Annotated in this window: 21 protein-coding genes and 5 pseudogenes; 15 read left to right on the plus strand and 11 right to left on the minus strand. The window is 60.3% G+C overall.

Annotation, left to right across the window (positions count from 1 at the left end; all coding sequences use genetic code 11):
• The first annotated feature begins 132 nt into the window (after nt 1–132).
• From BM297_RS21645 to BM297_RS16790, 9 genes and pseudogenes are all read left to right on the plus strand, one after another.
• On the plus strand, nt 133–642 hold the full coding sequence (locus BM297_RS21645) for a hypothetical protein (protein ID WP_139231076.1): 510 nt from the start codon (nt 133–135) through the stop codon (nt 640–642).
• A complete protein-coding gene (gene gmtY / locus BM297_RS16755; RefSeq protein ID WP_092433590.1) occupies nt 626–2,008 on the plus strand; it encodes a gamma-mobile-trio recombinase GmtY in 1,383 nt (460 codons plus the stop codon). The genes BM297_RS21645 and gmtY overlap by 17 nt, the downstream gene beginning before the upstream one ends.
• Entirely contained in the window at nt 2,008–5,496 is a 3,489-nt protein-coding gene (gene gmtZ, locus BM297_RS16760) for a gamma-mobile-trio integrase GmtZ (protein ID WP_092433592.1), read from the plus strand. The genes gmtY and gmtZ overlap by 1 nt, the downstream gene beginning before the upstream one ends.
• Entirely contained in the window at nt 5,489–6,130 is a 642-nt protein-coding gene (gmtX, locus tag BM297_RS16765) for a gamma-mobile-trio protein GmtX (protein WP_092433594.1), read from the plus strand. Before gmtZ ends, gmtX begins: the two co-directional genes overlap by 8 nt.
• Before the next feature lie 91 nt (nt 6,131–6,221).
• Complete coding sequence (locus tag BM297_RS16770) at nt 6,222–6,653, plus strand: VPA1267 family protein (RefSeq protein WP_092433596.1); 432 nt, start codon at nt 6,222–6,224, stop codon at nt 6,651–6,653.
• A complete protein-coding gene (locus tag BM297_RS16775; RefSeq protein WP_092433598.1) occupies nt 6,650–8,911 on the plus strand; it encodes an AAA family ATPase in 2,262 nt (753 codons plus the stop codon). Before BM297_RS16770 ends, BM297_RS16775 begins: the two co-directional genes overlap by 4 nt.
• 206 nt (nt 8,912–9,117) lie before the next feature.
• Nucleotides 9,118–9,359, plus strand: a pseudogene (locus BM297_RS22170) (hypothetical protein); the annotation flags it as partial.
• A gap of 40 nt (nt 9,360–9,399) precedes the next feature.
• Nucleotides 9,400–9,990 (plus strand): DUF6088 family protein, encoded by a 591-nt coding sequence (locus BM297_RS16785; protein WP_092433600.1) that lies wholly within the window; start codon nt 9,400–9,402, stop codon nt 9,988–9,990.
• A gap of 63 nt (nt 9,991–10,053) precedes the next feature.
• Entirely contained in the window at nt 10,054–10,272 is a 219-nt protein-coding gene (locus BM297_RS16790) for a BPSL0761 family protein (RefSeq protein WP_092433602.1), read from the plus strand.
• Here BM297_RS16790 and BM297_RS16795 read toward each other — a convergent pair.
• From BM297_RS16795 to BM297_RS16805, 3 genes and pseudogenes are all read right to left on the minus strand, one after another.
• Nucleotides 10,269–10,442 (minus strand): annotated as a pseudogene (locus BM297_RS16795) (helix-turn-helix domain-containing protein); the annotation flags it as partial. The gene BM297_RS16790 and the pseudogene BM297_RS16795 sit on opposite strands and share 4 nt — an antisense overlap.
• An 81-nt stretch (nt 10,443–10,523) precedes the next feature.
• On the minus strand, nt 10,524–10,865 hold the full coding sequence (locus BM297_RS22385; RefSeq protein WP_092433604.1) for an RNA chaperone Hfq: 342 nt from the start codon (nt 10,863–10,865) through the stop codon (nt 10,524–10,526).
• Between the two features lie 15 nt (nt 10,866–10,880).
• A complete protein-coding gene (locus BM297_RS16805) occupies nt 10,881–11,330 on the minus strand; it encodes a hypothetical protein (RefSeq protein ID WP_092433606.1) in 450 nt (149 codons plus the stop codon).
• Nucleotides 11,331–11,420: 90 nt separating this feature from the next.
• On the opposite strand from BM297_RS16805, the gene BM297_RS16810 reads away from it, so the two are divergent.
• The 3 genes and pseudogenes from BM297_RS16810 (at nt 11,421) to BM297_RS16820 (ending at nt 12,424) form a co-directional block, all read left to right on the plus strand.
• Nucleotides 11,421–11,732: a helix-turn-helix domain-containing protein gene (locus BM297_RS16810; protein WP_092433695.1), complete on the plus strand. Its 312-nt coding sequence runs from the start codon at nt 11,421–11,423 to the stop codon at nt 11,730–11,732.
• 113 nt (nt 11,733–11,845) lie between these two features.
• A pseudogene (locus BM297_RS16815) lies at nt 11,846–12,072 on the plus strand (IS3 family transposase); the annotation flags it as partial.
• A 64-nt stretch (nt 12,073–12,136) separates the two neighbouring features.
• The gene (locus tag BM297_RS16820) at nt 12,137–12,424 is read left to right on the plus strand and encodes a hypothetical protein (RefSeq protein ID WP_092433607.1); all 288 of its coding nucleotides are present in this window, start codon (nt 12,137–12,139) and stop codon (nt 12,422–12,424) included.
• Nucleotides 12,425–12,468: 44 nt separating this feature from the next.
• Here the strand turns inward: BM297_RS16820 and BM297_RS16825 are convergent, their stop codons facing one another.
• From BM297_RS16825 to BM297_RS21650, 4 genes are all read right to left on the minus strand, one after another.
• Nucleotides 12,469–12,831, minus strand: coding sequence for a histone-like nucleoid-structuring protein, MvaT/MvaU family (locus BM297_RS16825; RefSeq protein ID WP_092433609.1), 363 nt, complete (start codon nt 12,829–12,831; stop codon nt 12,469–12,471).
• Nucleotides 12,832–12,878: 47 nt separating this feature from the next.
• Entirely contained in the window at nt 12,879–13,439 is a 561-nt protein-coding gene (locus tag BM297_RS16830; protein WP_092433610.1) for a recombinase family protein, read from the minus strand.
• A 242-nt stretch (nt 13,440–13,681) separates the two neighbouring features.
• The gene (locus BM297_RS16835; protein WP_175526680.1) at nt 13,682–16,642 is read right to left on the minus strand and encodes a diguanylate cyclase domain-containing protein; all 2,961 of its coding nucleotides are present in this window, start codon (nt 16,640–16,642) and stop codon (nt 13,682–13,684) included.
• A gap of 231 nt (nt 16,643–16,873) precedes the next feature.
• On the minus strand, nt 16,874–17,551 hold the full coding sequence (locus tag BM297_RS21650; protein WP_139231077.1) for a response regulator: 678 nt from the start codon (nt 17,549–17,551) through the stop codon (nt 16,874–16,876).
• A gap of 292 nt (nt 17,552–17,843) precedes the next feature.
• Between BM297_RS21650 and BM297_RS16850 the strand changes: the two are divergent.
• The 3 genes and pseudogenes from BM297_RS16850 to BM297_RS16860 form a co-directional block, all read left to right on the plus strand.
• Nucleotides 17,844–18,074: pseudogene (locus BM297_RS16850) on the plus strand (hypothetical protein); the annotation flags it as partial.
• Nucleotides 18,071–19,456: a DEAD/DEAH box helicase gene (locus tag BM297_RS16855; RefSeq protein ID WP_092433615.1), complete on the plus strand. Its 1,386-nt coding sequence runs from the start codon at nt 18,071–18,073 to the stop codon at nt 19,454–19,456. The pseudogene BM297_RS16850 and the gene BM297_RS16855, both read left to right, overlap by 4 nt.
• A 411-nt stretch (nt 19,457–19,867) precedes the next feature.
• A pseudogene (locus BM297_RS16860) lies at nt 19,868–20,436 on the plus strand (aldehyde dehydrogenase family protein); the annotation flags it as partial.
• A gap of 570 nt (nt 20,437–21,006) precedes the next feature.
• Here BM297_RS16860 and cobJ read toward each other — a convergent pair.
• Genes cobJ through cobG form a run of 4 tightly spaced genes read right to left on the minus strand, consistent with a single transcriptional unit; the run spans nt 21,007 to nt 25,419 of the window.
• Nucleotides 21,007–22,689, minus strand: coding sequence for a precorrin-3B C(17)-methyltransferase (gene cobJ / locus BM297_RS16870; protein ID WP_092433617.1), 1,683 nt, complete (start codon nt 22,687–22,689; stop codon nt 21,007–21,009).
• Complete coding sequence (locus tag BM297_RS16875; protein ID WP_092433621.1) at nt 22,689–23,438, minus strand: precorrin-2 C(20)-methyltransferase; 750 nt, start codon at nt 23,436–23,438, stop codon at nt 22,689–22,691. The genes cobJ and BM297_RS16875 overlap by 1 nt, the downstream gene beginning before the upstream one ends.
• Nucleotides 23,435–24,061: a precorrin-8X methylmutase gene (locus BM297_RS16880; RefSeq protein ID WP_092433624.1), complete on the minus strand. Its 627-nt coding sequence runs from the start codon at nt 24,059–24,061 to the stop codon at nt 23,435–23,437. Before BM297_RS16880 ends, BM297_RS16875 begins: the two co-directional genes overlap by 4 nt.
• Nucleotides 24,058–25,419: a precorrin-3B synthase gene (gene cobG, locus BM297_RS16885; protein WP_092433628.1), complete on the minus strand. Its 1,362-nt coding sequence runs from the start codon at nt 25,417–25,419 to the stop codon at nt 24,058–24,060. The genes BM297_RS16880 and cobG overlap by 4 nt, the downstream gene beginning before the upstream one ends.
• Between the last annotated feature and the right edge of the window lie 55 nt (nt 25,420–25,474).

Consider the following 25,474-nt stretch of genomic DNA (forward strand, 5'->3'; position numbering starts at 1 on the left):
AAGGCGGTCTATTCTGCATCTCAATAGGGGGGGATCATCTCCACTGTTAACGCGATGAGTATCGGTTTTCTGCATTAATCCGAACGCTTGCGTAGCAGTGCAAAATGACTAATTTTGTCATGGTGCACTGCTATGCAAAGAAAAGATACGGAAAAAAATACTATTGATTCTGACACTCAGCAGGATCAATCTTCGTTCCCCTTCGAATCCACAGCAGTCCTCTTCCCGGCAACACCTCCCTCTAAGCTCGAGTCTTTCGTAAACAGCGGTCGATATGACTCGAACTCAAACTACAAACTTCCCCAGATAAACCACGCCCTCCAAACAGCCCCAAATATCGCTGGGACGCTGCACGGGCAACTACGCATTCATCAAGGCGACCGCGGACACAGGACCTCACTTTTTCCGAGCAGAAAGGCCGGCGGAGCAATTCCTCAGGAAAGCAAACTCGAAATTGCCTATGCAGTTGAACTTGAGCGAGACCCTACCGTTCAAAATTACCGCACACAAGCATTAAAAATCAGCCCATCCAAACCCACCCACGCAACTCCCGACATCATAATACTTCGCTCAAGCGAAGCCATTGAAATGTACGAAAACAAACGCTCAGGCAGGCCAATTCTCGATGAATCTAACTTTTAAATCATCTCACCGCGAATACAGAACGGTAATTGGCGCGACCGGGCAGAAGGCTGTATTGCCCGTTGTCGTGACGGATAACGGCGCTCTCGACCAGTTCGTTCTCTATATGTACGGAAAGAGAACCATGAGCCGGTCATGGCAGGACGCCGCGACCCTAGCGATCCAGTTGCTGTTGGATTATATGGATACCCACCAAGGCGTCTTCGAGAAGCCAGCGGCGCTTTTCACCGAATTCTCCAACGCGCTGTTCACCGGCACAATTGAAAGTGGACGTGACACATCAGGGCTATACTGGCGAGCTAGGCTACCCGACAATGCTAGCAATTTGATCGGCCACATCACCCAGTTCACGGATTGGCTGGCAGAGATCAACCAAAAGGCCGAACTCCAACTCAATCCCTGGCGGAAGGCAACCCGTTACGAGGAACGGTTGAATTGGGCAGCCTACTCGCACCGAAAAGACAACGCCTTTCTATCCCACCTCTGGCGTTCCAAGCCAAAGACAGGTCAGTCGAGAGCGGTTCGCGCTCGACGATTACCAGTTGATGATCTTACCCCGGCCAAAACCTTCCCTGAGGGCAAGATCGATTTTCTGGTTAATGAAGGATTTCGCAGGCGAGCTAGGGATATGCGGGGGCCGATTGACCTTCGCAATGTGCTAATCACGTTGCTCATGCATTACGGTAGCTTGAGGCTGTCCGAAGCGCTTTCGCTCTGGTCCGATGATGTGACGGTTGAGAATGGCAATGTCATTGTTCGGGTATATCATCCCGATTATGGTTTGGCTCCGGACGGAAAGACCAGGCGAACAGTCCACCTACAAGAGCGCTACGGTTTACTGCCTCGCAAGGAACTGCTAAAGACCGACCCACTTTACCTCGGATGGAAAAACCCTCTGATTACCGATGAGGTTTGCCAGTGTTTCGAGGTTTTCTTCTTCCCCTCGGCAGCCGGAATGATATTTGTCAAGCTCTGGCGTGACTACCACTTGAAACAGCGGGTCAGTCCAGCAGCCAATGCCCAGCATCCCTATGCATTCACTAATCGCAATGGTCAGCCTTACTCTCATCACATGTTTCGCAAGGCCCATAGCCTCGCAGTGAAGCGTATTGGCCTGGAGCACGGAAAGCACTTGGGTACGACTCCACATGGACATCGGCATGCTTTCGGCCAGCGAATGGCGGCAGCGAATATCCCGGCGCTGAGCATCAAAACCGCGATGCATCACCAGTCAATTGATTCTAGCAGTACCTATACGCAGCCAACTTCTGATGACTTCCGAAACAGCTTGTTTGAAATGGAGTCGCGTCTGTCTGAACGGCACACAGGCACCCAAATACTGCAACTCGGTAAAGAGTTAAACTGATGCGAGCGAGGAAAAAGAATTTTTACTCCTATGCCGAGGCCAAGGCGGCAGTCCAGGCGCTGGGCATCAAGAGCCGTAATGACTACAAGCGTTACCGCGAAGACCCGAGGCTGTCGGCCAATCCTGATACTACCTATGCCAAGGCAGGCTGGATCGACTGGTACCACTTCCTGGGCAATGAACGGCCCGACCTGTACCCGACCTACGCCGAGGCTCAGGCGGCAGTCCAGGCGCTGGGCATCAAGAGCCACCCCAACTACGAGAAGCGCCACCGCGAAGACCCGAGGCTGCCGGCCAATCCTGATACTACCTATGCCAAGGCAGGCTGGATCGACTGGTACGTCTTCCTGGGCAATGAACGGCCCGACCTGTACCCGACCTACGCCGAGGCCCAAGCCTCAGCCCAGTCGCTGGGCATCAAGAGCAGTAATGACTACCTTAAGCGTTACCGCGAAGACCCGAGGCTGCCGGCCAACCCTAATAATATTTATGCTAATGCCGGCTGGATCGACTGGTACCACTTCCTGGGCAATGAACGGCCCGATCTGTACCCGACCTACGTAGAGGCCCAAGCCGCAGCCCAGGCACTGGGCATCAAGACACAACTCGACTACAAAAAGCGCTACCGCAAAGACCCGAGACTGCCGGCCAAGCCTAATATTACCTATGCTAATGCCGACTGGATCGACTGGTACCACTTCCTGGGTAATGAAAAGCCCGACCTGTACCCGACCTACGCCGAGGCTCAGGCCTCAGCCCAGGCGCTGGGCATCAAGAGACAGCCTGAATACCAGAAGCGCTACCGAGAAGACCCTAGGCTGCCGGCCACCCCAAATAAGCTCTATACCGATACCGGCTGGATCGACTGGTACCACTTCCTGGGCAATGAACGATCCGACCTGTACCCGACCTACGCCGAGACTCAGGCGGCAGTCCAGGCGCTTGGCATCAAGAGCCAGCCTGAATACCAGAAACGCTACCGCGAAGACCCGAAACTACCGGCCAACCCTAATATTACCTATGCTAATGCCGGCTGGATCGACTGGTTCGCCTTCATGGGCAAGGAGCATCCTTCCGCTATTGAGGGCGAGCACCCAGAAATATGGAGCGATTTTGAGCGTTGGCTAAAGGACGTTAACGATCCGCAAGGCAAGCGGTCAGCGATTAGGGCATTTTTGGCTAATTATTATCGACCACTGGGTTTACCTGACGATTCACGCTATCTATTACTCCGCGAAAACCGGTTTAACGCGGCTCAATATCAGAAATTCATTGAGGATCAGGCTGAGTCTTTGAGAAAGCCATTTCATACGGCTATCACAGCATTTTTCGAGTGGCTGCTTAATGATTACTGCACCGACGAAGATGCCGATGAGCGCATCGTGCTTCCCGAGTACCGCAACCCATTTGTGACCGTGCTCGCCGGTTTTGCTGACAGCCTGACCTACGCAAAGCCGAGCCAGTCCACGAAAGTGCCCCTCGCTTATGAATACATCCTCCGGGCGCGTAATTTTCTCGTGCCGAACGGCGAGCAGGTATTGCAGACCTGCCCTAGCCTGCAAGACTTGCCCCACCTGCAAGAGTTTTTTAATGCCCGGAACGATTGGATAGAGGTTGATGAGGCCGTCATCGACCGAAACGATCCGAACTGCGTTTGGCGCAATAGGGGGACGAAGGCGGACGCCTATCAGATTTGGTCACCCGTTCGCTTCGTGGCGCTCTATACGCTGCTGCGCTACCCGCTACGCGGCCAGCAGATTCTGTGGCTAGATAGCGGCGAGGCGGATAAGGAAATCGCAGTCCTAGATGCTGAAAATGGCGGTATCCGCTGGGAGAATAACACCTCCACCCTAGCTGGGAAAGGAAGCAAAAAGCGGCGACCCCAAGCCGCCGTACAGCGTGGCAACAAGGACGCCCCGAAACTCTTCATCACCACCAACAAGACCGGGATCAAAGAGGGCAGCTACGAGGTTGATTGGATTCCCGATGATTTGGTCTATTGGTTCTTGCTGCTGCGCAACTGGCAGGCCAAGTACAACCCCTTGAGCGAACCGACCTACTGGACTGATATTGGTCTTGACAGAAAGTACAATTCAAAAGTTTTGCAGGCGCGTGGCACCCAATGCTTTTTATTCCGTACTGAGGCCTCGGGCAAACCAATTTCAACCTCCTCTGCCTTTGTGAATACCTTGCCAGCGTTGCTCTATGCAATTCAACGCGAAGGCGAGAATCTGGCTATCGAGAACCCGAGTTTCACAAAACACTCGCCCTATCTCAGCCCGTATACCCCACACAGCCTTCGCGTCAGCCTCATTACCGCATTCGTCGTTGACGGCGATGCGCCCATTGCAGTCATCTCAAAGCTGGTCGGGCATGCCTCGTTGGTGATGACAATTTATTACACCAAATTGAACAGAGAGCAGATGCTGCGAGTGATGGGGGAGGCTGAGAAACGTGCCATGCAGAAAGCCATGGAGGGGTGTGCCAATACGATTAGAAGTGAGGGGCTACACTCGCTTCGTGGACAGCTGATTGCAACAGACGGCAATCGCCTGTTGCTCGAATCCGATGTACCGAAATCGGCCTGCATAGTATTCGATCACGGCATCTGCCCCATGTCAGCCGCTGCCTGCGAAGAAGGCGGGAAATCCTTGATCGACTCGAATAAAACAGCTTACAACGTCTATGCCGCCGTGGAAATTGGCTATCTCGGAAAGAAGAATTGTCCGCATTGCCGGTTCTTTATCACTGGCGTCCCGTTTCTCGGCGGCTTGGTGGCTATCGCAAACGAAATTGCACTGGAGAGCCATATAGAAAGTAAGCGCTATCACGATTTTACCGCAGAGGTCGAACAGCTTGAGCAAGCGTTCTACGACGCCTGCCAGGCGAACCAGCCGGATACTCAGCAATTGAAACGAAAGCAGGTAAGCGCCAACCAGCAGCAAAGTGCAGCAAAACTCGACTCTCTGCTGGCTGATTACGTCGCCATTAACCGCTACGTGCAAGGATGTCTAAAGTTGATCAATGAGGGAAAGCAAAACGGCGAAGGCAATAATGGTGTGAGGCTGATCGCAGCTGATGATCTTGCTGAGGTCGTCGTGGCCTACGAAGAATCCAACTCGAACTACCACCTGCTGGCTGAAATCTGCCAGAACGCGACCATCTATCGGTCGGCCAATCCTTCGCGCGCCGTGCCTCTGATCGCCCAAGCCATAGACCGCATGGCCGAGAACAATGGATTGGCACCTGCAATGTTCCGGCTCGACGACGAACAAAAGCTGATCGTTGCTAACGAGTTGAACCAGCTTCTGCTTCAGCGCTTGGGCTCTTGGGAAAAAATCGACAGCCTGATTTCGGGCGACCTGATGCTGCTTGATATTGATACCCATGAACCGGAGATGACGCGTATTTCGACCGAAATTGAACAGCTTCTCTCCAATCTCAACCGTGCATACCATATTTCTCACGAGGCTCAGACTTATGAATGAAAAACTTGTTTCGCCTCAGGAAACCTTCGAGCGACTGATGAACGAGGCCAGCGATAGCCGCCGCAAGTTTAGCTTGGAAGCCGTCAACGAAACGTGTCGGCTGTTGCATGAGCGCGGATCTTCCGACTTCTCCTACAAGACCATTGTTACCCTTGGAAAAGACCGTGGACTACCGATTCCAGGCGAGAAGTCCATCGCCAATAAGACCGGCGAGCATTACCGCGAACTGATCCAGGCATGGAAACTGATTTCGCCCCATGGGAGCGTTGCTAAAAAGCCCTCTCCCAATGACTGGATCGGCCACATTAAGGACACGGTGCTGCGCACTAGCGTCGCACTACTCGCCAACGAATTATTGTCTCTCAAGAACAAGATTGCTCGACAAGAAAAGGCCACAGGTGCGCCGATCTACCTAGGTGCAGCTCAAGCCCTTGGCCAAGTTGTATCGAAACAACCAAACTTGAACGATGCCGAGCTGGCTGCACTGAAAGCAGCCATTGACCCTAATGTTCTATCACCACTTGGCCTTACCATCGGTAGCCGTGGCGAAGTGATGGATGCCAAGGGTAGAAATATTCATAAACCTGGGTTTCGCGATGCCATTGAGAAAATCCTATCTGTGCAGGAGAGGTAGAGGAAAACAGTCAGCAGGTAACAGAACTATAATGGCCTTCAAAGTCGCCACAGTCGAACCTGACAAAAACTCGCTGAAGGAGGCCTAAACCGTGGCCAGCGGACAACAAATCGCCGTAAAGAACCTATCGGCCTTCCTCGCCTGGGCGTCCTCGAGGTCGGACGAGGATTTTCGCGAATATGTTCACAGGGGCAAACTAAATCGCTCCGAAATCGCAGCTGAATGTGGTTTTGGCAAAAGCGCACTGGGGCAGAACCCCTCCATCAAAAGCGCACTGGAAGCTCTTGAGCGCAACTTGCGAGAGGGTGGCATCCTGCCCCCGTTAACTGAGGCCCCTGCTGATGCCGAGCAGCCGATGCGTGACCGGGAAGCCAAGCAGCGCCGCCAAGACGGCCAGAGGCTGAACTCGCTTGAACAAGAGAATGCGGCCTTGCGTACCGAGTTGGCCCAGGCCAAGGCGATGCTGGAGCGCTACAAGCTGCTTGCCTCGTTCATGGAAGAAACCGGACGGCTCCCCCGATGAGTGCGCCGGCCCCGAATCTGGTCAGCGCCACCGTCCGCCTGACCCGCATCCGCTCGAAGAACCGCCACGGCTGCATTGCCTTCGGCCACCGGGTTGACCTGGCGACCGGCCTGAACGACCGAACAAGCGCCCTGGTCGTCAACGTGCCCGCTGCCGTCGCGGAACCGGGGAACATCGCCGTTGGTGGTATCTATCAAGTTTACGGCGAAGCCCACAGCATCCAGCGTACCCACGGTTCCTACGCGGTAACGGAAACCCAGGTCGAGGCTCAGGATATTTGCCTGATTCGTCCCTCCGGCTGCCAGGTAATCCAGTGGCTGGCTGACCATGTGACGGGTATCCGCGAGGTCAAGGCTACAAAACTGTGGGACACCTTAGGCGAGCGCCTCTATGACGTGCTCAACAACCGCGATCACGGAGCGATCAGATCGATCATCCCGTCCGAACAAGTGCGGGACGGCCTATTCGACAAGTGGGCCGAGGACGGCGACGCCAAGACCCTGCGCTTCGTGCAGGAGCGCGACATTCCGCTCGGTCTCGCCCGCAAGGCCATCCGGTTTCACAAGAAGAACACCATTGCAGCCCTGACCGAAGACCCGTACCGGCTGCTGAGTTTCGAGGGTAGCTGGACGCGCGTGGACGGCATTGCCCGAGACAAGTTCGGTGTTCCTCTGGACGACCCTCGGCGGCTGGCTGCCGCACTGGAAGAGGCGCTGTATCGTGTGGCCGAACGAGGCCACACCTGTGCCACCCTGAATGACCTTCAGGATACGGTCGGCAGGCTGGTCAAGCCTTATTCAGCTCCATCAGCAGCCCTGGCCAAGGCTCTGCTCTTGGGCAAGTCAACAGGCCAGTTCATCAGCCGTGAGGCGGCTAATGGCGAGCTAATGCTGCATGCCCCAGGCACCTACATCATGGAGCGGCAGTGCGCCGAGTTCATCTTGGCGCTGCTAAGCAACCCGGAAACCCAGCAGCAACTGTTCCCGACTGATATCGATGCCCTGATCGAAGGCTTCGAGCACGAGGAGCGTCTGCACTTGGGCATCCCCGAGTTCGCACTGAACGACGCGCAGCGCCAGGCGGTGAAGGTTTCGTTCGAGAACCGTTTCAGCATCATCACTGGCGGTGCCGGTGTCGGCAAAACCACGGTACTCAAGGCACTGTACCGGGCCCTCGACACCCTAGGTCGTCCCCGCTTCCAAATGGCGCTCTCAGGCCGCGCCACAGCCCGGATGATCGAGGCTACGCAGCAGCCGGCCACGACTATTGCCGGTTTCCTGCGCAACGCCAGTATCGACGAGATGGGGCCAGCCCCGGTCATCGTCATCGACGAGGCCTCGATGCTCGACCTGGTTACCTTTCATCGTCTGGTCTGCAAGTTGCCATCCGGCGCACACCTGATCCTGGTCGGCGACCCGTACCAGCTCCCCCCGATTGGTGCGGGTCTGGTCCTGCATGTGCTGTGCGACCTGCCGGGCATGCCGTCCACGCAGCTCACCGAGGTCAAGCGCCAATCCAAGGAGTCGGCCATTCCTGCGGCTTCCCTGGCGATCCGCGCGGGTCAATGGCCGGCATTCGTCACGGATGTCAACGGTGAGGTCGTGTTCTTGCCATGTGCTGACGAGCAGATCATCCCAACCGTGCTCAGGCTGTACGAACTGGACCGGGACAATACGCAGATTCTCGGTGCCACCCGTTCCTGCCACTTTGCCGGTGTAGAGACCCTAAACCGTGTCTGCCATGGCCGCTATGCGAGTACGGGCAGGCCATTGATGGCCATGAACGAAGAAACCGGCGAAGTCGAAGCAACGGGCTTCTGCGAGGGGGATCTATTGCTCTACACCGCCAATGATTGGCAGAGGAACCTGCAAAACGGCTGTCTGGGCCGGTTGCTTAAAGTGTTCGACGAGCCGGTCAAGGTCAACCTCGGCGACGATGAACGACCGGACATGCGTGCCGCGCTGGGCCGCGCCATCTACGAGGGCGTTGATCATTACATCCTCGAAGGCGATGTGGATGTGATGCAGCATGCCTACGCCATCACCGTCCACAAGAGCCAGGGCAGCCAGTTCCGCCGAGTGATCGTGCCGGTGCGCAAGTCGCGGCTGCTGGACCGAACTTTCATCTACACCGCCGTCACCAGGGCACAGGTGCAAGTCATCCTGATAGGCAATGAGGATGCGGTCAGGGATGCCGTTGCCCGGCCGCCAAAAGCATTCGGCCGCCAGGTGGGGCTGAACGAGATGCTGGGGGTCTGAATCAGCCCCAGAGGGTTAAATGCATCGGAACCCAACGCATCATCTCTTCCAGAGCATCTCCAAAGGATAAGCTCAGCGTTTCAACCCCACCACGGACTCGCCCTGTGAACGGAAAATCACTCTCAGACCTCCGCCTTCGACGGATCAGAGTTTGGTTCATCTAATTGAAATGAACCCTCCTCCGCTCCAGTCAACAGCCGCCCTGGGAGTACGTGGCGGTTCAGGTCAGCAGCCAACCCGCCGAACAAGTGATGCACGGCCTGTTCCCCAAGGACGTGGATGTCATCGAGCTCGATGCCATGACCGACCATGAAAGCTGTCGGAGGAATTGCTCGACAATGTGGACAAGAGCCGGGCGTTCGCCAGGGTGATCTACAAGATGCTGACCATAGCCGGAGGGTTGGGAAGCGAGACGACATCGGCAGGTACGGCATGTAGCATCGGTTAATGCCCATGAGTGGCACACTGTCTGATCACATGGATGCACCATGCCCATAGCCTCCACCATCTGGCAACAGGTGAAATACCTGCCTAAAGGGCGACCGTTCAGCTCTCGACGTTTTGCAGGGCTGGGGTCACGCTCCGCTGTCGGCAAGGCGATAGCCCGGCTGGTGATCGCTGGCGAGCTGGAGCGGATCACTCGCGGGATCTACATGCGGCCGAAGATCAGTCCGTATGTCGGCAGGGTCCGACCCAGCGCCTTGGCCGTGATCCGGGTGATCGCCAAGCAGAATCACGAAACGATCCAAGTGCATGGTGCGGAGGCTGTAAGGGCATTTCATCTGAGCACCCAGATGCAAACACAGCCTGTGCTGTATACGAGCGGCTCAAGTCGAGAGATTCGAATCGGAGCCCTGACGATACGGCTCCGGCATGTTTCCCCAGAAAAGTTGCAGCATGCCGGAACCAAGGTGGGGCTGGCCCTTGTAGCGCTCTTCTACTTGGGCAGGAAAGGCGTGAATTCGACTTCAGTAACGAAGATCAAGAGCGAGCTGACGTCGGCCGAACTTAAGCAGTTGGCGGCCTGCAAAATGCCCGCTTGGATGAGCAAGGCCCTGGCTGGCCCTCCGCCGGCCTGACGCCATACACCAATGACCAGGCAGAGCACTTCAGCTAGATGAGATTTATGCAAGGAAAACGGAATGACGATGCCCAGTGAGCGCACCCGCGCAATTATTCAAACCCGAGAGTTTCTGGTCGACTTGTCCCGTGACCAGGCGCTACCTGAGGCGGTGCGCACTGAGGCGCGTCGCCTGTTACGCCATTACCCGGCCGCCGATGAGGTGCTGCTGGCCGGGAAGGTAGAGGAACAGCGCGAAGATGGCCTGCCCTGGGTTTTCCTGAGCTCCAGGATCGACTAGCCCTGTAACTCTGACACTAGAGGCAGGAGGGAAGCTGGATCGCAGCTCAGCAGGCTGGCGATGCGGTACAGCTTCTCGACGGTGATGTTCACCTCACCACGCTCGATGCGCCCTATGTAGCTGCGGTCGATGCTACAGGCCAGCGCGAGTGCATCCTGAGAAAGCCGACAGCCCTATTTCTGCGTCCGGATTGCCTGCAATCCCGCTCAGCTCGACCAAAATACTCCTGCCGGAAAACAGTCAGCGCACTGTCATGCTCCTTCCCTTGGGCTCCTAAGCTGTATCAAACGCCTACGCCTCCGCCTCTGCAGCGCGGTCCCCAACCCTCTGTATGGCAGGAAAAGCTCGAGATTCTCTTCAGCTCTAATGTAAGCAACGCTGCTCTTGAGGATCATCCGTGGCTCTTTGTTCCGGCTTCGCCCACTGAGCAGGATTGATTTTCGATCATGCTCGCGAACGATACCGATGAACTGCACCCCCGACTCAAGAAAAATTGTCAGTTGCTTTCCATGCGCCAAGCAATGATCCAGAAATCGATTCTGCTCAACAATTGAGCGATCTATATTTCCACTATAGAGGCACAGCTCTTCCATGAAAACTCTCGCGCTTCAGCTGCTGCGAAGATGCTCGCCTGCGGAAAATATGACGTGAGAGGTTTGCAGGTCGGCATCCTTTGCATAGGGATGGGTACTGTAGCTTCGCCCCCCTTCAACCCTGTAGACATAGCCTAGTTGGTTGTCTTTCTCATCTGAAGCCACGCTCACCTCCACCAAGGGTTCCATCAGCCAGCGTTGACTGCCATTCAAGTGCCCCGGCGTGACCAGCAATGCCTGTGCCAACCAAGAGCGATCATCTTGCTCGTCGAGCAAGCGCTGAAGCGCTGGTACTGATGGAATCATCAGCATGCTGCTTATCCTGTCGTCACCCACTTCCCGGACGAACTCTATGTAAAACCACGGCCAGTGGACGTCTTGCTCGACGAACTGCCAATGCTGCACGCGGGTGTCACCAAAAAGCGTGCCCAGAGGCAGCTCCGCGTGTCGATACGTCATGAACATGGCTTTTCCTGTAAAAATATTAACTATAGTTAATGGCGATCCGACGTTCAAGACGGCTTCATCATCTCTTTTCCGGGGATGATGAAAAAGATGGAGCTGAAGACGGCGCTCGGCATGGCCCTGAGACGGGCAAGGAAATCCAAGCAGCTCAGCCAAGAGGACCTGGCAGGCGTCAGCAGCCAGACCTACCTGAGCATGCTGGAGGGCGGCGCCAAAAGGCCGACACTTGAAAAGCTCGACGCTATAGCCTCTGCCATGGGCGTGCATCCCTTGACGATCCTAGCCGACTGCTACCTGCTTCTGGATGAGAGGCTCACGTTGGATGAACTGTTCTCCCGTATCCGTACTGAACTCAGCCAAAGAGAGGACCATTCCAAGCCATCTGCACAGAGCCCAGCCTAGCAGTCGGATACTCGGCAAGAAGCCTTGGCGGGGTAAACTCATCCTTTTGCCCTACCAAGACCCGCCATCAGGGCTGACGCCACCTCTCCACTACCTCTGAGCGATTCGGCATCAGCACGACTGCCAAAAGCAACGGCTACGACAACGCTTGTGCGGAGAGCTTCCTCCACAGCCTGAAGGTCGAGTGCATCCGCGGCGAGCGATTCAAGGGCCTCGCCCATATGCGTGAAACCGTGTTTGAATACGTCGAAACCGATTACAACCGCCAGCGACGTGATCGTGTCACAGCACGCTGGGGCACATCAGCCCGGAGGCCTTCGAGCCCCTGATGAGCGTTTAAACCCGTGTCCACGACTGCTGGGCAAGATCAGTGGTCTGTCGAGAGTCGAATACAGAGGAACACGATGGACAAGATCAAAATCAGTGCGGATGGGCTAGGCGCTTCAGATATTGCTCAAGCGCTTCTGGGCGGCAAGGACGTGAATTGGTGCGCATGCGTGAGCGCGGTGGCCGCAGAGCTCGAGGAAAACCTAGGAAAATCTTCACGCCGGATTACAGACGAGTTTATGGGGTCGGACTCGTGGTGCGGGGGGATTAGCTACGACTTCTTATTCGAGAGCGGAGCGATCCTGAAGGCGTGGCACATTGGAGACTGGCACGGCCACATGCTGAGCCTGGATCTGCCCGGATAAAGCAAAGGGCGCCCGTGGGCGCCCTTCTCTTCTCGGTGAGAAGTTTACTGCCGCCACCCCTCCACCACCTCAGCCCCGAACTCAGCCTTCCAGGCCTTGAGCTGGGCATTGTTCGCCCCTTTGGTTTCGATGCGCTTGCCAGTTACCGGCTGAACATAGACCTTCACCTGACGAGGACGGCGCGTCTTCACGACAGCCGGCGCGGGCGACTCAATCTCGACAGGCTGCGGATCGAGGATGGTGACCACCTTCGCCAGATCCACGCCGTAGTCCGCCATCAGTGCCTTCAGCTTGTCTTCGAACTCCATTTCGCGCTTGAGGCCACTGTCGCCCTGGAGCTTCTCCAGCAGGGCCAGTTGTTCCTGCAGCTCACGCTCGGCGCGGCGAAATTCGGCAAGTTTGGACATGTCATCTCCTTTGGTTTTGTAACGAAATCAAATTAGGATGCGACCGGCTACTCGCCAGCGCGCAGGTATTCATAGAGGGTGGCCCGACTGATCCCGAACTCACGGGCCAGGGCAGCCTTTGGCTCGCGGGCCTCGGCGCGACGACGTAGCTCGGCGGCCTGGGCGTTGGTCAGGGCTCTCTTCCGGCCCCGGTAGGCGCCGCGCTGCTTGGCCAGAGCGATCCCCTCGCGCTGCCGCTCGCGGATCAGCTCGCGTTCGAACTCGGCGAAGGCCCCCATCACCGACAGCAGCAGGTTGGCCATCGGCGAATCCTCGCCGGTGAAGGTGAGCCCCTCCTTCACGAACTCAATCCGCACACCGCGACCGGTGAGCTGCTGCACCAGGCGGCGCAGATTATCCAGGTTGCGGGCAAGGCGATCCATGCTGTGCACCACCAAGGTGTCACCCTCGCGGACGTAGCCGAGCAGCGCGTCGAGCTGGGGACGCTGGGTGTCCTTGCCGGAGGCCTTGTCGGTGAACACCTTGCTCACCTGGGCGCCGTCGAGCTGGCGATCGGGGTTCTGGTCGAGGGTGCTGACCCGGATGTAGCCGATACGCTGTCCGTGCATGCCGCCTCCAGGGTTAATGTGTATGGATGAACCCTATCAAGCTGCCGGACACCCGTCAAACAATGCAAAAAATGACCCTATCCTGACACTCGGAGGCGAAACTTTTGAGTGTCTGGATAGAGTATGCCTCAAATAACCACGCTCGACATCGATCTGATTTGGCCTACAGCATAAATATGAATTTATATGACCATCCCCACCCCCGACGGCAGATCCTCCCTAACGATTGAGCATTGAGGACGTCAGTATCGAAAGCAGTTCCGCCCCGCATGTTTGGCCCGATACATTGCTTGGTCTGCCTGTCTGACCAGCTCGTCGACTGACATGTCAGGCTTGTACAGGGCGATACCGATGCTGGTGGAAACCTGCAGGTGCAAGCCCTTGACGACAAATTCCGCCTGCATGGCGGCGGTCAGCTTGGCGGCAATGATCTCCGCACATTCAGGAGCGGAGAGGTCTTCGAGGAGCAGGACGAACTCGTCACCGCCCAACCGGCTCATGAAATCGGCTTCGCGCACTGCACTCCTGATCCGCTCGACGAAGGTGCGGATCACTTCGTCGCCGATGTCATGCCCGTGGTTGTCGTTGATCTGCTTGAACTTGTCGATATCGAAGTACAGCAGGCCGAGCCACGAGTCTCGCCGCCGGCTGCGTTTCATGGCCTGCTCGAGCTGTTCGTAGAAATAGGCGCGATTGGGCAGTCCGGTCAGGATATCGTGACGTGCCTGGTGGAGAAGCTCCTTCTCCATTTTCTTGCGGGCACTGATATCGGTTTCGATAGTAAAGATGGATTGCGGTGCACCATATTGATCGCGCACCAGCGTCCAGCTGGCTTCCACCGTCAGTGCGCTGCCATCCTTGCGGCGGCACAAGTACTCGCCCACCCATTCCCCGTTTTCCAGCGCCTGCTCGAAGGCTCGACGGAAGTCTGCATCGTCGTGGCTCATCAGCCCGGGGATCGAGTGGCCCAGAGCCTCTCGATCCGTCCAGCCGTACAGACGTTGGGCACTGCGGTTCCAGAAGGAAATCCGGTGGTCAAGGTCATGCACGATGATCGCATCATGGGCCTTGTCCAGCAGCGAGGCCTGGTCGCGCAAGCGGGCCTGAGTTTGCTCGCGCTCAAGCTCTGCAGCGGCGCGATCCGCGAAAATCTTCAGGGTGGAGGTGATGAAGTTCGTTCTGGACAGATGGCGACGATAGAGTACGAAGAGAAATCCCACAGGTTCACCTGTGGCGTTATCCAAGCGATGGCCAACATAGGCACGCGCGCCCAGAGCGGCCAGTGACGGCGAAGCCGGAAAGCGCCTAGCAACGTCGTCAGGCACGATACACAACGCACCGTGTGCTAGTTGCTCGCAAGGAGAACCCTTGATCAGGTAATCGAAGTTTTCGATGTTCTGGCCGTCTACCACCGCAGCGAGGGTACGCGCTCTCGGCGGCGTTTCAGGAAGGATGCGAGCTACGAAGCTGGCGTGCGCTCCCAAGGCCTCACCCATGTTGCGGGCCAGTTGCTCGAAGAAGGCTCTACCGGAACTGGCTGAGGTCGAGGCCGCCAACTTGACGATGGCGTTCTGCTCCTGGCGATGCCGTTCTTCTGCCCGCAAGCTGGCAATCCCGTAAGCCAGGTTATCGGCCAGTTCCGTGAGCAGCGTGATGTCGGCTTGGAGCGTCGCACCTTTCTCTCGCAGCCAAAAGGTGAGGACCCCGAGCGTTTTTCTCCGATCTCGCAGTGGCAGACACACGCCGCTGACGAGCCCACACTGCTTGATATGAAGCCTCCACGAGGCGGTGTAATCGGCGAGATCCTCGACTAGCACCGGCTGGCCGCAGCGCATGGCCTGTTGGAGGGGGCAGCAGTCCTCACTGGAACTGATGTTCCGGTGCTCCTGGAACGGATCGATACCACTTTCGATAGCTGTACAGGCATGGGCTGCCAGACGCAGTCCATTGGCGGGGGAGTCGTCCTGAAGGGCAACGAAGGCCGCTTGATAACCACCGTTTTCCAGCGCGATCCGACAGATCTCATCCAGCAGAGCGTCCTCGCTTTCGCAGCGAATCAGTGCGCTATTGCAGCTACTCAGCAGTCGCAGGGCTCTACTGGTTCTCTCCAGCGACAAGGCCGCCGCCTTCTGCTCAGAGATATCCTGGAAAAAGACAGAAACCCCTTCATCATTGGGATGGATGTTGACGCTGAACCAGCACTCCAGTGGCGGGTAGAAATACTCCAACCGCGAAGGCATCAGGCTGTCCGCCGCTGTCTTCAAGGCATTCTCCAGCGGAGTGCCAGCAATGAGCGGGAATTCCTCCCAGACGACTTTTCCAAGCAGTCCAGACCCATTCCTCTGCAGGAAGTACTCGGCTGCAGTGTTCAGATAGGTGAACTTCCAGTCGCGACTGAGGATGTAGAAGCCCTCGCTCATGCTCTCGAAGGTGGCGTTGAGACGTGCACCGAGCTGAGTGAATTTCTCGCTGAGAATCTTGTGATCGTGGATATCGGTGGCAATTCCGTACCACTTGCTGAGCGTACCTTGGGCGTCGCGCACCGGCTCGGCCCTGACCGCGTGCCAGCAATGCATCCCCAGCGCCTGATTGAATATCCGGTATTCGATGGCAAAGGACGTGCCGTTTTCGACTGCCCGCTGCCACTCCTCCAGGCAGCGCTCGACATCTTCTGGGTGCAGCGCTGAAATCCAGCTTTCCCCAGTTTTATCGAGAGCAAGGCCCGTGTATCGGGTATAGGCGTCATTGACATAGTCGAGACAGCCATCCGCAGTAGCTGTCCAGATCACATGCGGCATGCTGTCGGCGAAGCGGCGGAACTCCTGTTCGCTGTCGAGCAGCTTGCGCTCTGCAAGCTTGCTGGGGGTGATGTCCTGCAGAGCTCCCTGTACTCCAGATATCTCTCCGGCCTCATCGAGCAGAGGGCGGGCCACGATACGCAGCCAGATACGTCGGCCGCTGTGAGTGAGGGCTTCAACGGCCATGTTCAGCAATGCGCCATTGTGTATGCACTCCTGCCATGAGCCAGACAGCCTGCCCCGATAATCGTCCGTGCAGAAGCGCGCGATTGCATCCCAGCTCGACAGTTCGCAGTCATGGGGCATGTCCAGGATGGCAGCCGCCTCCCGGGAACTGGTGAAGTGCCCCGACCGGAGATCTACTGCCCAGTCCCCCAACTGGCCCAGCTCGCGGGCCAGATCCATCAGTACGATTTTTCCCTGAGGCATATTCTTTTTCGTCCGTGCGGGGTTAACCGTGGTTAGTTTTCGCCAAGTGCAGAGGCAGGGGGCGGAGCCGTCCTGCTCCTCGAAGGCCTATTCACTTCCGACAGTACGGAGATCAGCGGTGGTCATCGGTCTCAGAGGGCCTGATCCATCCCTTACAACCGCAGTTGGCGTCTGATGTCAGGTTCTGGCGGTCCAAGCAGCTCCGGCTTACAGAAAACGACCGATCTTGGCCAGCAACGTGGCGCGATCGAAGGGCTTGGCGATGAAGTCGTTGGCACCGACCCTGAGACTTTCTACAACCACCTGTCCCTCGCTGCGTCCGGTCAGCATGATGAAGGGGGTCCTTGCCAACGACGGCATCATGCGGAAGCGGCGAAGCGCCTCCAAGCCGTCAATCCCCGGCATCATGATGTCCAGCAGCACCAAGTCCGGAACGCTGCTGCGCAACAGACGCAAAGCTTTGGTCGCGTCCCTGGCAACGTTCAGCTCGTATTCGTTGTCATCCAACTGCAGGCTGACGATCTTGTGCATGAAATCATCGTCGTCAACCAGCAGGATGCGCCGTCGCACCTTTCTGCTCATCTCGCCCAGTGCCCGTACCGATTCGATGTGTGGACCGTAGTCGCTGTGCAGTTGCGCCGCCCATTGCTGTACCGGTTGCAGGGCAGCGTCGACCTTCTGCAGGGGCTCGCGCAGCGCGGCCTGACGCAGGCGGACGATCTCCTCCTGGAGATGGCGCAGGGACAACGGGTCGGCATGGTCAAGGCTGCCGGCGCGGACATGCAGATGATCGAAGGCACCGCCGATGTCCTGACCGGCCTGGCTGACCGCTTGCCCCAGCGAGGCGAGGCGCCGGTTTCTCTCCTCCAAATGCTCCTTCAGCAACTCCTCGAGTTCGGCGATCCGCCGTGCCTGCTGGGCAAACTCACCAAGCTAGGGGGCGGTGCGCCTGAGACACGCGGAATATAGCAGTGCGCATGTGCGTTAAAGAAGGGCAATTAGGGCCTCGTCCTGATGACGTCCGCTGGCCTCAAGTATGCAATCTTGGCATGGAAATCAGCAAAAACTGGTATTGGACTGTAGATCCATGGCCACTCTAGGCTCTGCCCAAAGACGGTTTCCCTGTGAGTCAGTGCGGGAGCCGTCAGTACCCGATCAGGACGTCATACCTCCCAACCCTTCACCCGATGCGGAGCAGCATCTGGAAACGCTCCTCAAGGAAATCCGGCTGGACTTCTTGTCGGCGATGGGCGAAGCGGAGCGATACAAGCAGCTCCTCGATGAAATGCCGTATCTCCGCGACAAGGTCGAGGGTGATTACCTGGAGGCCAGAGATCGCAGCTCGCGCCTGCTGGGGCACCTCCGCGCCGTCGAGAAGACGCTCAAGACGCTTGCCTCTGCGCGATGACGTCATCCCTGCGAGACTGGCAGCGCCGCTGTATCGACACGGCGCTAGAGCACTTCATTTCCACGCCGCACGTCTTCTGCCAGGCAACGCCCGGCGCCGGCAAAACGCGCATGGCGGCAGAGCTGACCCGCTGCCTGTTGGAGCAGGACAGGATCGATCTGGTGCTCTGCTTCGCGCCGTCGTGCCAGGTCGTCGACGGTTTCCGCTCGACCTTTGCGGCGGTACTCGGCAAGCGTCTGGACGGTCTGCTCGGCGCTGTGGGGGCCGCGTACACCTATCAGGCCATGGATTATCGGGACGAGGGGTTCTGGCGGCTCCTCGACGACTACCGCGTATTCGTCGTCTTCGATGAGATCCACCACTGCGCCGGCCATGATCCGCTGCTGAGCAACGCCTGGGGGCAGCAGATCCTCCAACGGATACAGGATCGCGCCGCATTCACCCTGGCGCTGTCCGGCACGCCATGGCGCTCGGATGACCGGGCCATTGCCCTAGCCCGCTACTCGTCTCCTGAGGGACACCTGATCCGTGACTATCGCTATGGCCTGAAGGAGGCCATAGCGGACGGGGTGTGCCGCTCGCCCCGTATCGTCCTCCTCGACAACCAGAAGGTGAAGCTCACGGAGGAACTGGATACCGAGAGCACCGTCCGACTGTTTCCCAGCATCGCCAAGCTATTGGGGGAATCCCCCGTCACCTACGAAGAGCTGCTGCGCCATGACGCGGTAATCGATCAACTGCTCGGCTTGGGATGCGGCAAGCTGGATGAGCTTCGCCGGCTCAAGCCGGATGCGGCCGGTCTGGTGGTCGCCACAGATATCGAGCATGCCCAACAGATTGCCCAGGCTCTGGAGGCCATGGGGGAAGATTGCCGCGTAGTAACCAACCAAATCCCGGATGCCCAGCAAGTGATCAATGCGTTCAGGCACAGTAACTGCCGCTGGATCGTCGCCGTGGGGATGATCAGCGAGGGCACCGACATCCCCCGCTTGCAGGTGTGCTGCTACCTCAGCCGCATCCGTACTGAGCTTCACTACCGGCAGGTGCTGGGACGAGTGCTGCGGCGCACTTGCAAGGCTGACGACCAAGCATGGCTGTTCGTGCTGGCCGAGCCGACGCTAGAGCGATTCTCCCAGCGCATTGCTGATGATTTGCCAGAGGATTTGGCTGTTATGAACCAGGTTCAAATGCATGCCATGGAGTCGGACATAGCTGCTGGCGAGACGGCCGCTGCTGAGCATGCAGATGACACTGGTGAGTCTGAACGGGGATCGGGGAAGGATGCAGGATATACACTTTCGATGGGGGATTTCGCACCTGACCCAACCTACCAGGTCAGCTTTTCGCAACAATACCGCCAGCAGTTACTGGCGTTCCTCTGATGGTCAAGCCAACACCAGTCTTCCCGCGCCTAGCCGGTGCTGATCGACGTCCTCCAGCATCACCACTGACTCCCACTCCGATATGCGTGCACTGGCGCCCAAGCTATGGCGTCACGTGCACTCCTTTGGTTTTGTAACGAAATCAAAGTGAGATGCGCTGGTTGGGGTAGTCGCAACCAGCGCTCAAGGAAGTGATTATGGTGCCGAGGTCAGCATCCGCGGCAAACGCAGCAGCGTGCTATTGCCGCAGCCACTGCGACCTACCATGGGTGTGAGCCTGCTCAATATCTTCGCTGTCAGCTTTGATTGTGAAACGAAAAGCTCTTAATTCAGAGCGGTTCACCCACAGAATCGTGACTCCGAGCTTGAGTTGGATGTGGCAACGCAATCCACATCGATAGCCCCCACTTTCTGGTCGAGCGCTCGATCCAGGAGCGCTTAGTGCCCATGGTGGTCGAGGCCATCAAGACCTGGAGACCGGGCCACCCGCTGGATCCGTCGACCATGGTCGGCGAGTTGGTCGACCGCCAGCACCTCGACAGCGTTCTTGACTACATCGCCGCCGGTTAGGCCTAGGGCGCCACCCTGAGCTTCGGCGGGTGCCGCGTGCTGGAGTAAAGTGGTGGGGTATACGTCGAGCCGACCCTGTTCGACGGTGTGAACAACACCATGAAGATCGCCCGCGAGAAAATCTTCGGCCCGGTGCTGGCGGTGATGCCCTTGACGGCATCGAGGAGGCGCTGCAGATCGCCAACGACAGCCCCTACGGCCTGGCCGCCGCGGTATGGACCCGCGACCTGTCCAAGACCCACCTGGCTGCCAAGGCTTTGCGCGCCAGCAGCGTGTGGATCAACCAGTACAACGGCGGCGACATGACCGCGCCGTTCGGCGGCTTCAAGCAGTCCGGCAACGGCCGCGACAAGTCGCTGCATGCCTTCGACAAGTACACCGAGCTCATGTCCACTTGGATCAAGCTTTAGGGAAACGCTGAAAGCCACCCGCCTGGGACTCCCGCGCAGACGGGTGCCCAGGTGCTCAGAGCCTTTTGGATCCCCGCCTGCGCGGGAATGACGATTACTTCAGCGCTTCCTTAGAACGCGACTCCTCTTTAAATCCATTTTCAACACTCTCCTCGTAAGCTGACTCATACACATATACCCGTAGACAGCAGCTTCGGCAGGCGCAGTTGGTTGCTCGCAGTCATTGCCAGCAGGAAAAGAGTTTCAACACGCTCAAGGCCTCGTTGCTATACGAGGAGGCCTGCCGCTGCATCGTGGTGTCCTGCATGGTCTACCTGCACGCCATCCAAGAGGCGCGCAGCAAGAAGTACCGCAACATCCGCCACCCCGATGCCATCCCGCACTGGGCCGCGGCGCTGCGCATATCCATCATGCCCAGCATCCCCTCCCGTAGTGCGACTCACCGTTGGCCACAAAGTTGGCCAGTGGCCGTAAATCGACCAAGCTGATTCTCCGGTTTTCTGCGGTAGTCGAAGCCCAGTGGGGGCAGAGGTGAATGTGGCCTTCCTATGTCCACGTGGGTCTTCCATGTCACGGATACCAGCGCGGCGTGTATACCCACTCGCCGCCGCCGGCGCGCGGGAAGCTGCGGGTGGTCGAGGAGCCGACGATCACCAGGGTGCGCATGTCGACCATCTCCGGGCGCAGCTCGCCGAGGGTCAGGCTGGTCAGCCGCTCGCCGGGGCGGCCGATGTCGCGGCCCAGCAGCACGCGGGTCTCCGGCCGGCGGTGGCCGGCGACGATCTCCAGGGCGCGGCCGAGCTGCCAGGGCCGGGCACGCGAGATCGGGTTGTAGAAGGCCATCACCAGATCGGCGGCGCCGGCATGCTCCAGGCGCTGCTCGATCACCGCCCAGGGCTTGAGGTTGTCCGACAGCGACAACAGGCAGAAGTCGTGGCCCAGCGGCGCACCGGCCAGCGCGGCGGTGGCCAGCGCGGCGGACACGCCGGGGAGGATTTCCAGCTCCACCGCGTGCCAGGCCGGATCGTCGCTCTGCTCCAGCGCCTCCAGCACCGCCGCGGCCATGGCGAACACCCCCGGATCGCCGGAGGACACCACCACCGCGCGCCGCCCTTCGGCGGCCAGCTCGAAGGCGTGGCGGGCGCGCTGCAGCTCCTCGCGGTTGTCGCTGCAGTGGCGCACCTGCTCGGGCCGCAGCGGCCCGGCCATGTTCACGTAGGTTTCGTAGCCAAGGATATCCTCGGCCTGATCCAGTGCGCGGCGCACCGCCGGCACCATCAGCTCGGCGGCGCCGGGGCCGAGGCCGACCACGCTGAGACGCCCGCGCGCCTGGCCCAGACGCGCCACTTCGATGGGCTGCGCGGCGCGGCCGATCAGCAGGCCGTCCGCCTCAAGCACCTGCTCCAGCGGCAGTTGGCGGAGCAGCCAGTCGGCTGCGCCCTCGTCCGCCTGCCGCGCGGCGAAGCGCAGGGGCACGCCGAGCGTTTGGGCGGCATCGGCCAGCGCGCGGTCGGTCATCGCCCCGCGCGGGGCCAGCAGACAAGCCAGCGCCGCCGGCGCCAGCCCCTGTGCGGCCAGGACAAACCGCACACGCGCGGCAAGGTCGGCGCTGTCGCCATCGAGCGCCACCAGCAGGGCGCGTGGATGGATCAGCAATTCCTCGTCGCCACCGGCCGCCGCGCAGGTGACGCGGATGCGCCGTTCGGCATCCGCACGCAGCGGCAGGCGCGCCTGCGCCAGCCAGGGCGCGGCGCCGTCCACCTGTACGCCCTGCCCGGCCAGCAGGTCGGCGACGAAGCGCTTGCCCTGGTCGACGTCGGCCAGCACGTAGCCGTCCGGCGGGTTGAGCAGACAGGTGCCGAAGCGCAGCTCGCCCGCGGTGGTGATCGCCGCACCGATGCCGAAGAGGGCCGCGATTTCGCGGGCGATATGGTTGACCCCGCCCAGGCCGCCGAGCAGCGGCACTACCGCGCTACCGTCCTCGGCCACCGCCAGCACCGGCGGCTCCTGTTCCTTGTCGGCCAGCACCGGGGCCAGGCTGCGGATGACGATGCCGGCCGCGCACAGGGCGACGATCGGCGTGCCGCTTTGGTACAGCTCGCGCAGGGTGGCGCCGAAGTCGTCGTAGGCGATGTCGGCGGCCACCCGGCCCTGCAGGCCGTAGACCGGCGCCTGCGGGTAGAGGCCCTGGATGCGCCGCGCCGTCGCCAGACTGGCGGGGCCGAGAATCACGATTGCCGGAACGTTGCGCATCAGCCTCGCCACCTTTCGCCGGGGATCAGGATCAGGGAGAAGTACGGCGAGGCCATCGGCTCCACCGCATCCAGCGGCACGATGCGCTGCTGTTCCATGGTCGCGCGTTCGATGTACAGGGCCCGCTCGGCCATGCCCAGGCGTTCGAGCACCCGGCGCACCTTGTCGAAATTGCGCCCGAGCTTCATCACCACCGCCGCCTCGGCGCGCGCCAGGCGCTCGTGCAGCTCGTCCTCGGAGAGCACGCCGGAGAGCACCGACAAGCTCTGGTTGCGATACACCAGCGGCGCGCCCATCACCGCCGCGGCACCGAGCATCGAGCACACGCCGGGCACCACCTCGGCCTGGTAACGGCCGGCCAGGCGGTCGTGCAGGTACATGTAGGAGCCGTAGAAGAACGGATCGCCCTCACAGATCACCGCCACGTCGCGGCCGGCGTCCAGGTGTGCGGCCACCAGCTCGGCGGCGGTGTCGTAGAAGTCGGCGATCACGTCTTCGTAGCTCAGCGGCGGCGCCAGCTTCTCGGTGGTCACCGGGTAGACCAGCGGCATGCGCAGCTGCGCCTCGTCCAGATGCTCCGCGACGATGCCGAAGGCGTTGCCGCCCTGCCCCTTGCTGGCCTTGGCCTTGGCGACGAAATAGGCCACCACCGGCGCGCCGCGCAGCAGGCGCAGCGCCTTGACGGTGATCAGCTCCGGATCGCCCGGGCCCACGCCCAGCCCCAGCAGTCGTCCCTTGCCGCTCATCATTCCACCTCCGTGGCCAGCGCGTTGACCGCCGCGGCGGCCATGGCGCTACCGCCGCGCCGGCCGCGGACGATGACGTAGGGCACGCCGCGGCTGTCGGCGGCGAGCAGCTCCTTGGACTCCGCAGCGCCGACGAAGCCGACCGGGAAGCCGAGGATCAGCGCCGGCTTCGGCGCGCCGGCGTCGAGCATCTCCAGCAGGTAGAACAGCGCGGTGGGCGCATTGCCGATCACCACCACGCTGCCCTCCAGGTGCTCGCGCCAGTGCTCCAGGGCCACCGCCGAGCGGGTGTTGCCCAGTTGGCTGGCCAGCTCCGGCACCGTGGGGTCGTTGAGGGTGCAGACCACCCGGTTGTCGGCCGGCAGGCGAGCACGGGTGATGCCTTCGGCGACCATCCGCGCATCGCAGAGGATCGGCGCGCCGGCGGCCAGGGCGGCGCGGCCGGCGCTACCTGCGCCCGGCGAGAAGCGCAGGTCGTCTACCACGTCGACCATGCCACAAGCGTGGATCACCCGCACGGCGAGCTTTTCCAGATCGGCGGGAATCGCCAAGAGATTGGCCTCGGCACGGATGGTGGCGAAGGACCGGCGGTAGATCGCCTGGCCGTCGCGGATGTAGTCGATCATGGGGTGGACTCCGGGCAAAAGGTTGGCGAGGCCAGCCGGGCGGCGGCCTGTTCGATGGTCAGATGTTCGGCCAGCACGCGGCCGAAGCCGCTGGCACCGGGGACGCGCGCAAGCAGCTGGTAGCGCGCCGGGCCGGTGGCCAGCAGGGTGAAGGAAGCGATGTGCGCGGCGGCGCAGCTGCGCGGGCAGCCGCTCAGGTGGATGGCCGACGCCTCGGTGTCGAGCGGCAACAGGCCGGCCAGACGCAGCGCATCGCCCTTGGTGTCGGCCAGGGCGCGGGCGCAGCCGTGGCTGCCGGTGCAGGCGATCAACCGGGCCAGCGGCGCGGCGCGGTCGCTGAGCAGGCCGAGGCTTTCCAGTCCATGCAGGACACTCGGGGCGTCGGCGCTGGCGATATTCGGCAACAGCACGCCCTGCCAGGGCGTCAGGCGCAGACTGGCATCACCGCGGTGCTCGGCCAGTGCGGCGAGGCCGCGCAGCTGTCCGGCGCTCAGGCGGCCCAGCACGGCCTGGGCGCCGACCTGGCACAGTCCGGCTTCGCGCTGCGCCTGGACGCCGAAACGCTGCCGCGGCTCGGCCGGAGCGCGGCGCCAGGCGGCCAGTTCGCCATCGCTGCGCAGGTCGAGCTGCGGGCAGCGCTCGCGCAGGCGCTCGAGGATCGCCGGCGCCGGCAGCGTCTGCAGCAGGTGGCGCATGCGTGTCTGCTCGGGCGCGGCGGCAGCGAGGAACAGTTCCAGCACGGCCAGCACCAGCTGCAGCGCCTGCTGCGCCGGTACCGAGGCCAGCGCCGGCACCTCATCGGCGTGCAGCGGCGGGCAGCCGGCCAAGCCGAAGGCGTAGCGCGGCCCATCGCCGGCCGGCATCGCCGCCAACCACAGGTCGTGGGGGTGTTCGAGCATGCCCAGGCGCTCGCCGCCGTCGAGCTGGATGGCGAACTTGGGCGACAGCGCATGCCAGCGCGGCTCGCCTTCCAGACGGGCGAGCAGCTGCGCGGCCAGCGGCCGAGTATCCAGCAGCGCCTGCGTATCGTGGCCGGCGGCGGGGCTGAGCATCAGGTTGCGCACGTCGTCGCCACCGGTGCTGGCGGCGCCGAGGCCGGCGTCCAGCAGGCGCTCGATCAGCTCGCTCTCCACTCCCTGGCGCACGCCACGGAGCTGCAGGTTGGCGCGATTGGTGGCTTCCAGCACGCCGCTGGCGCAGGCCTCGGCGGCAGCGGCGATGGCCCGCGCCTGACCGACGCTCAGACTGCCGCCGGGCAGTTTGATGCGGCAGATGCCGCCGTCGCGGGCGGCGACGATGCGCAGCAGGCCCGGACAGGCGGAAGGACGCGGCGCAGCCGCGCAATGCGAATGGTTCAACGAGAGTCACCCGGTTGTCCGTCGCGGCGACCCCCTGCCCGACCCCGCACGCATG

Origin of the sequence: Geopseudomonas sagittaria (assembly GCF_900115715.1) — a bacterium.
Lineage (GTDB): Bacteria > Pseudomonadota > Gammaproteobacteria > Pseudomonadales > Pseudomonadaceae > Geopseudomonas > Geopseudomonas sagittaria.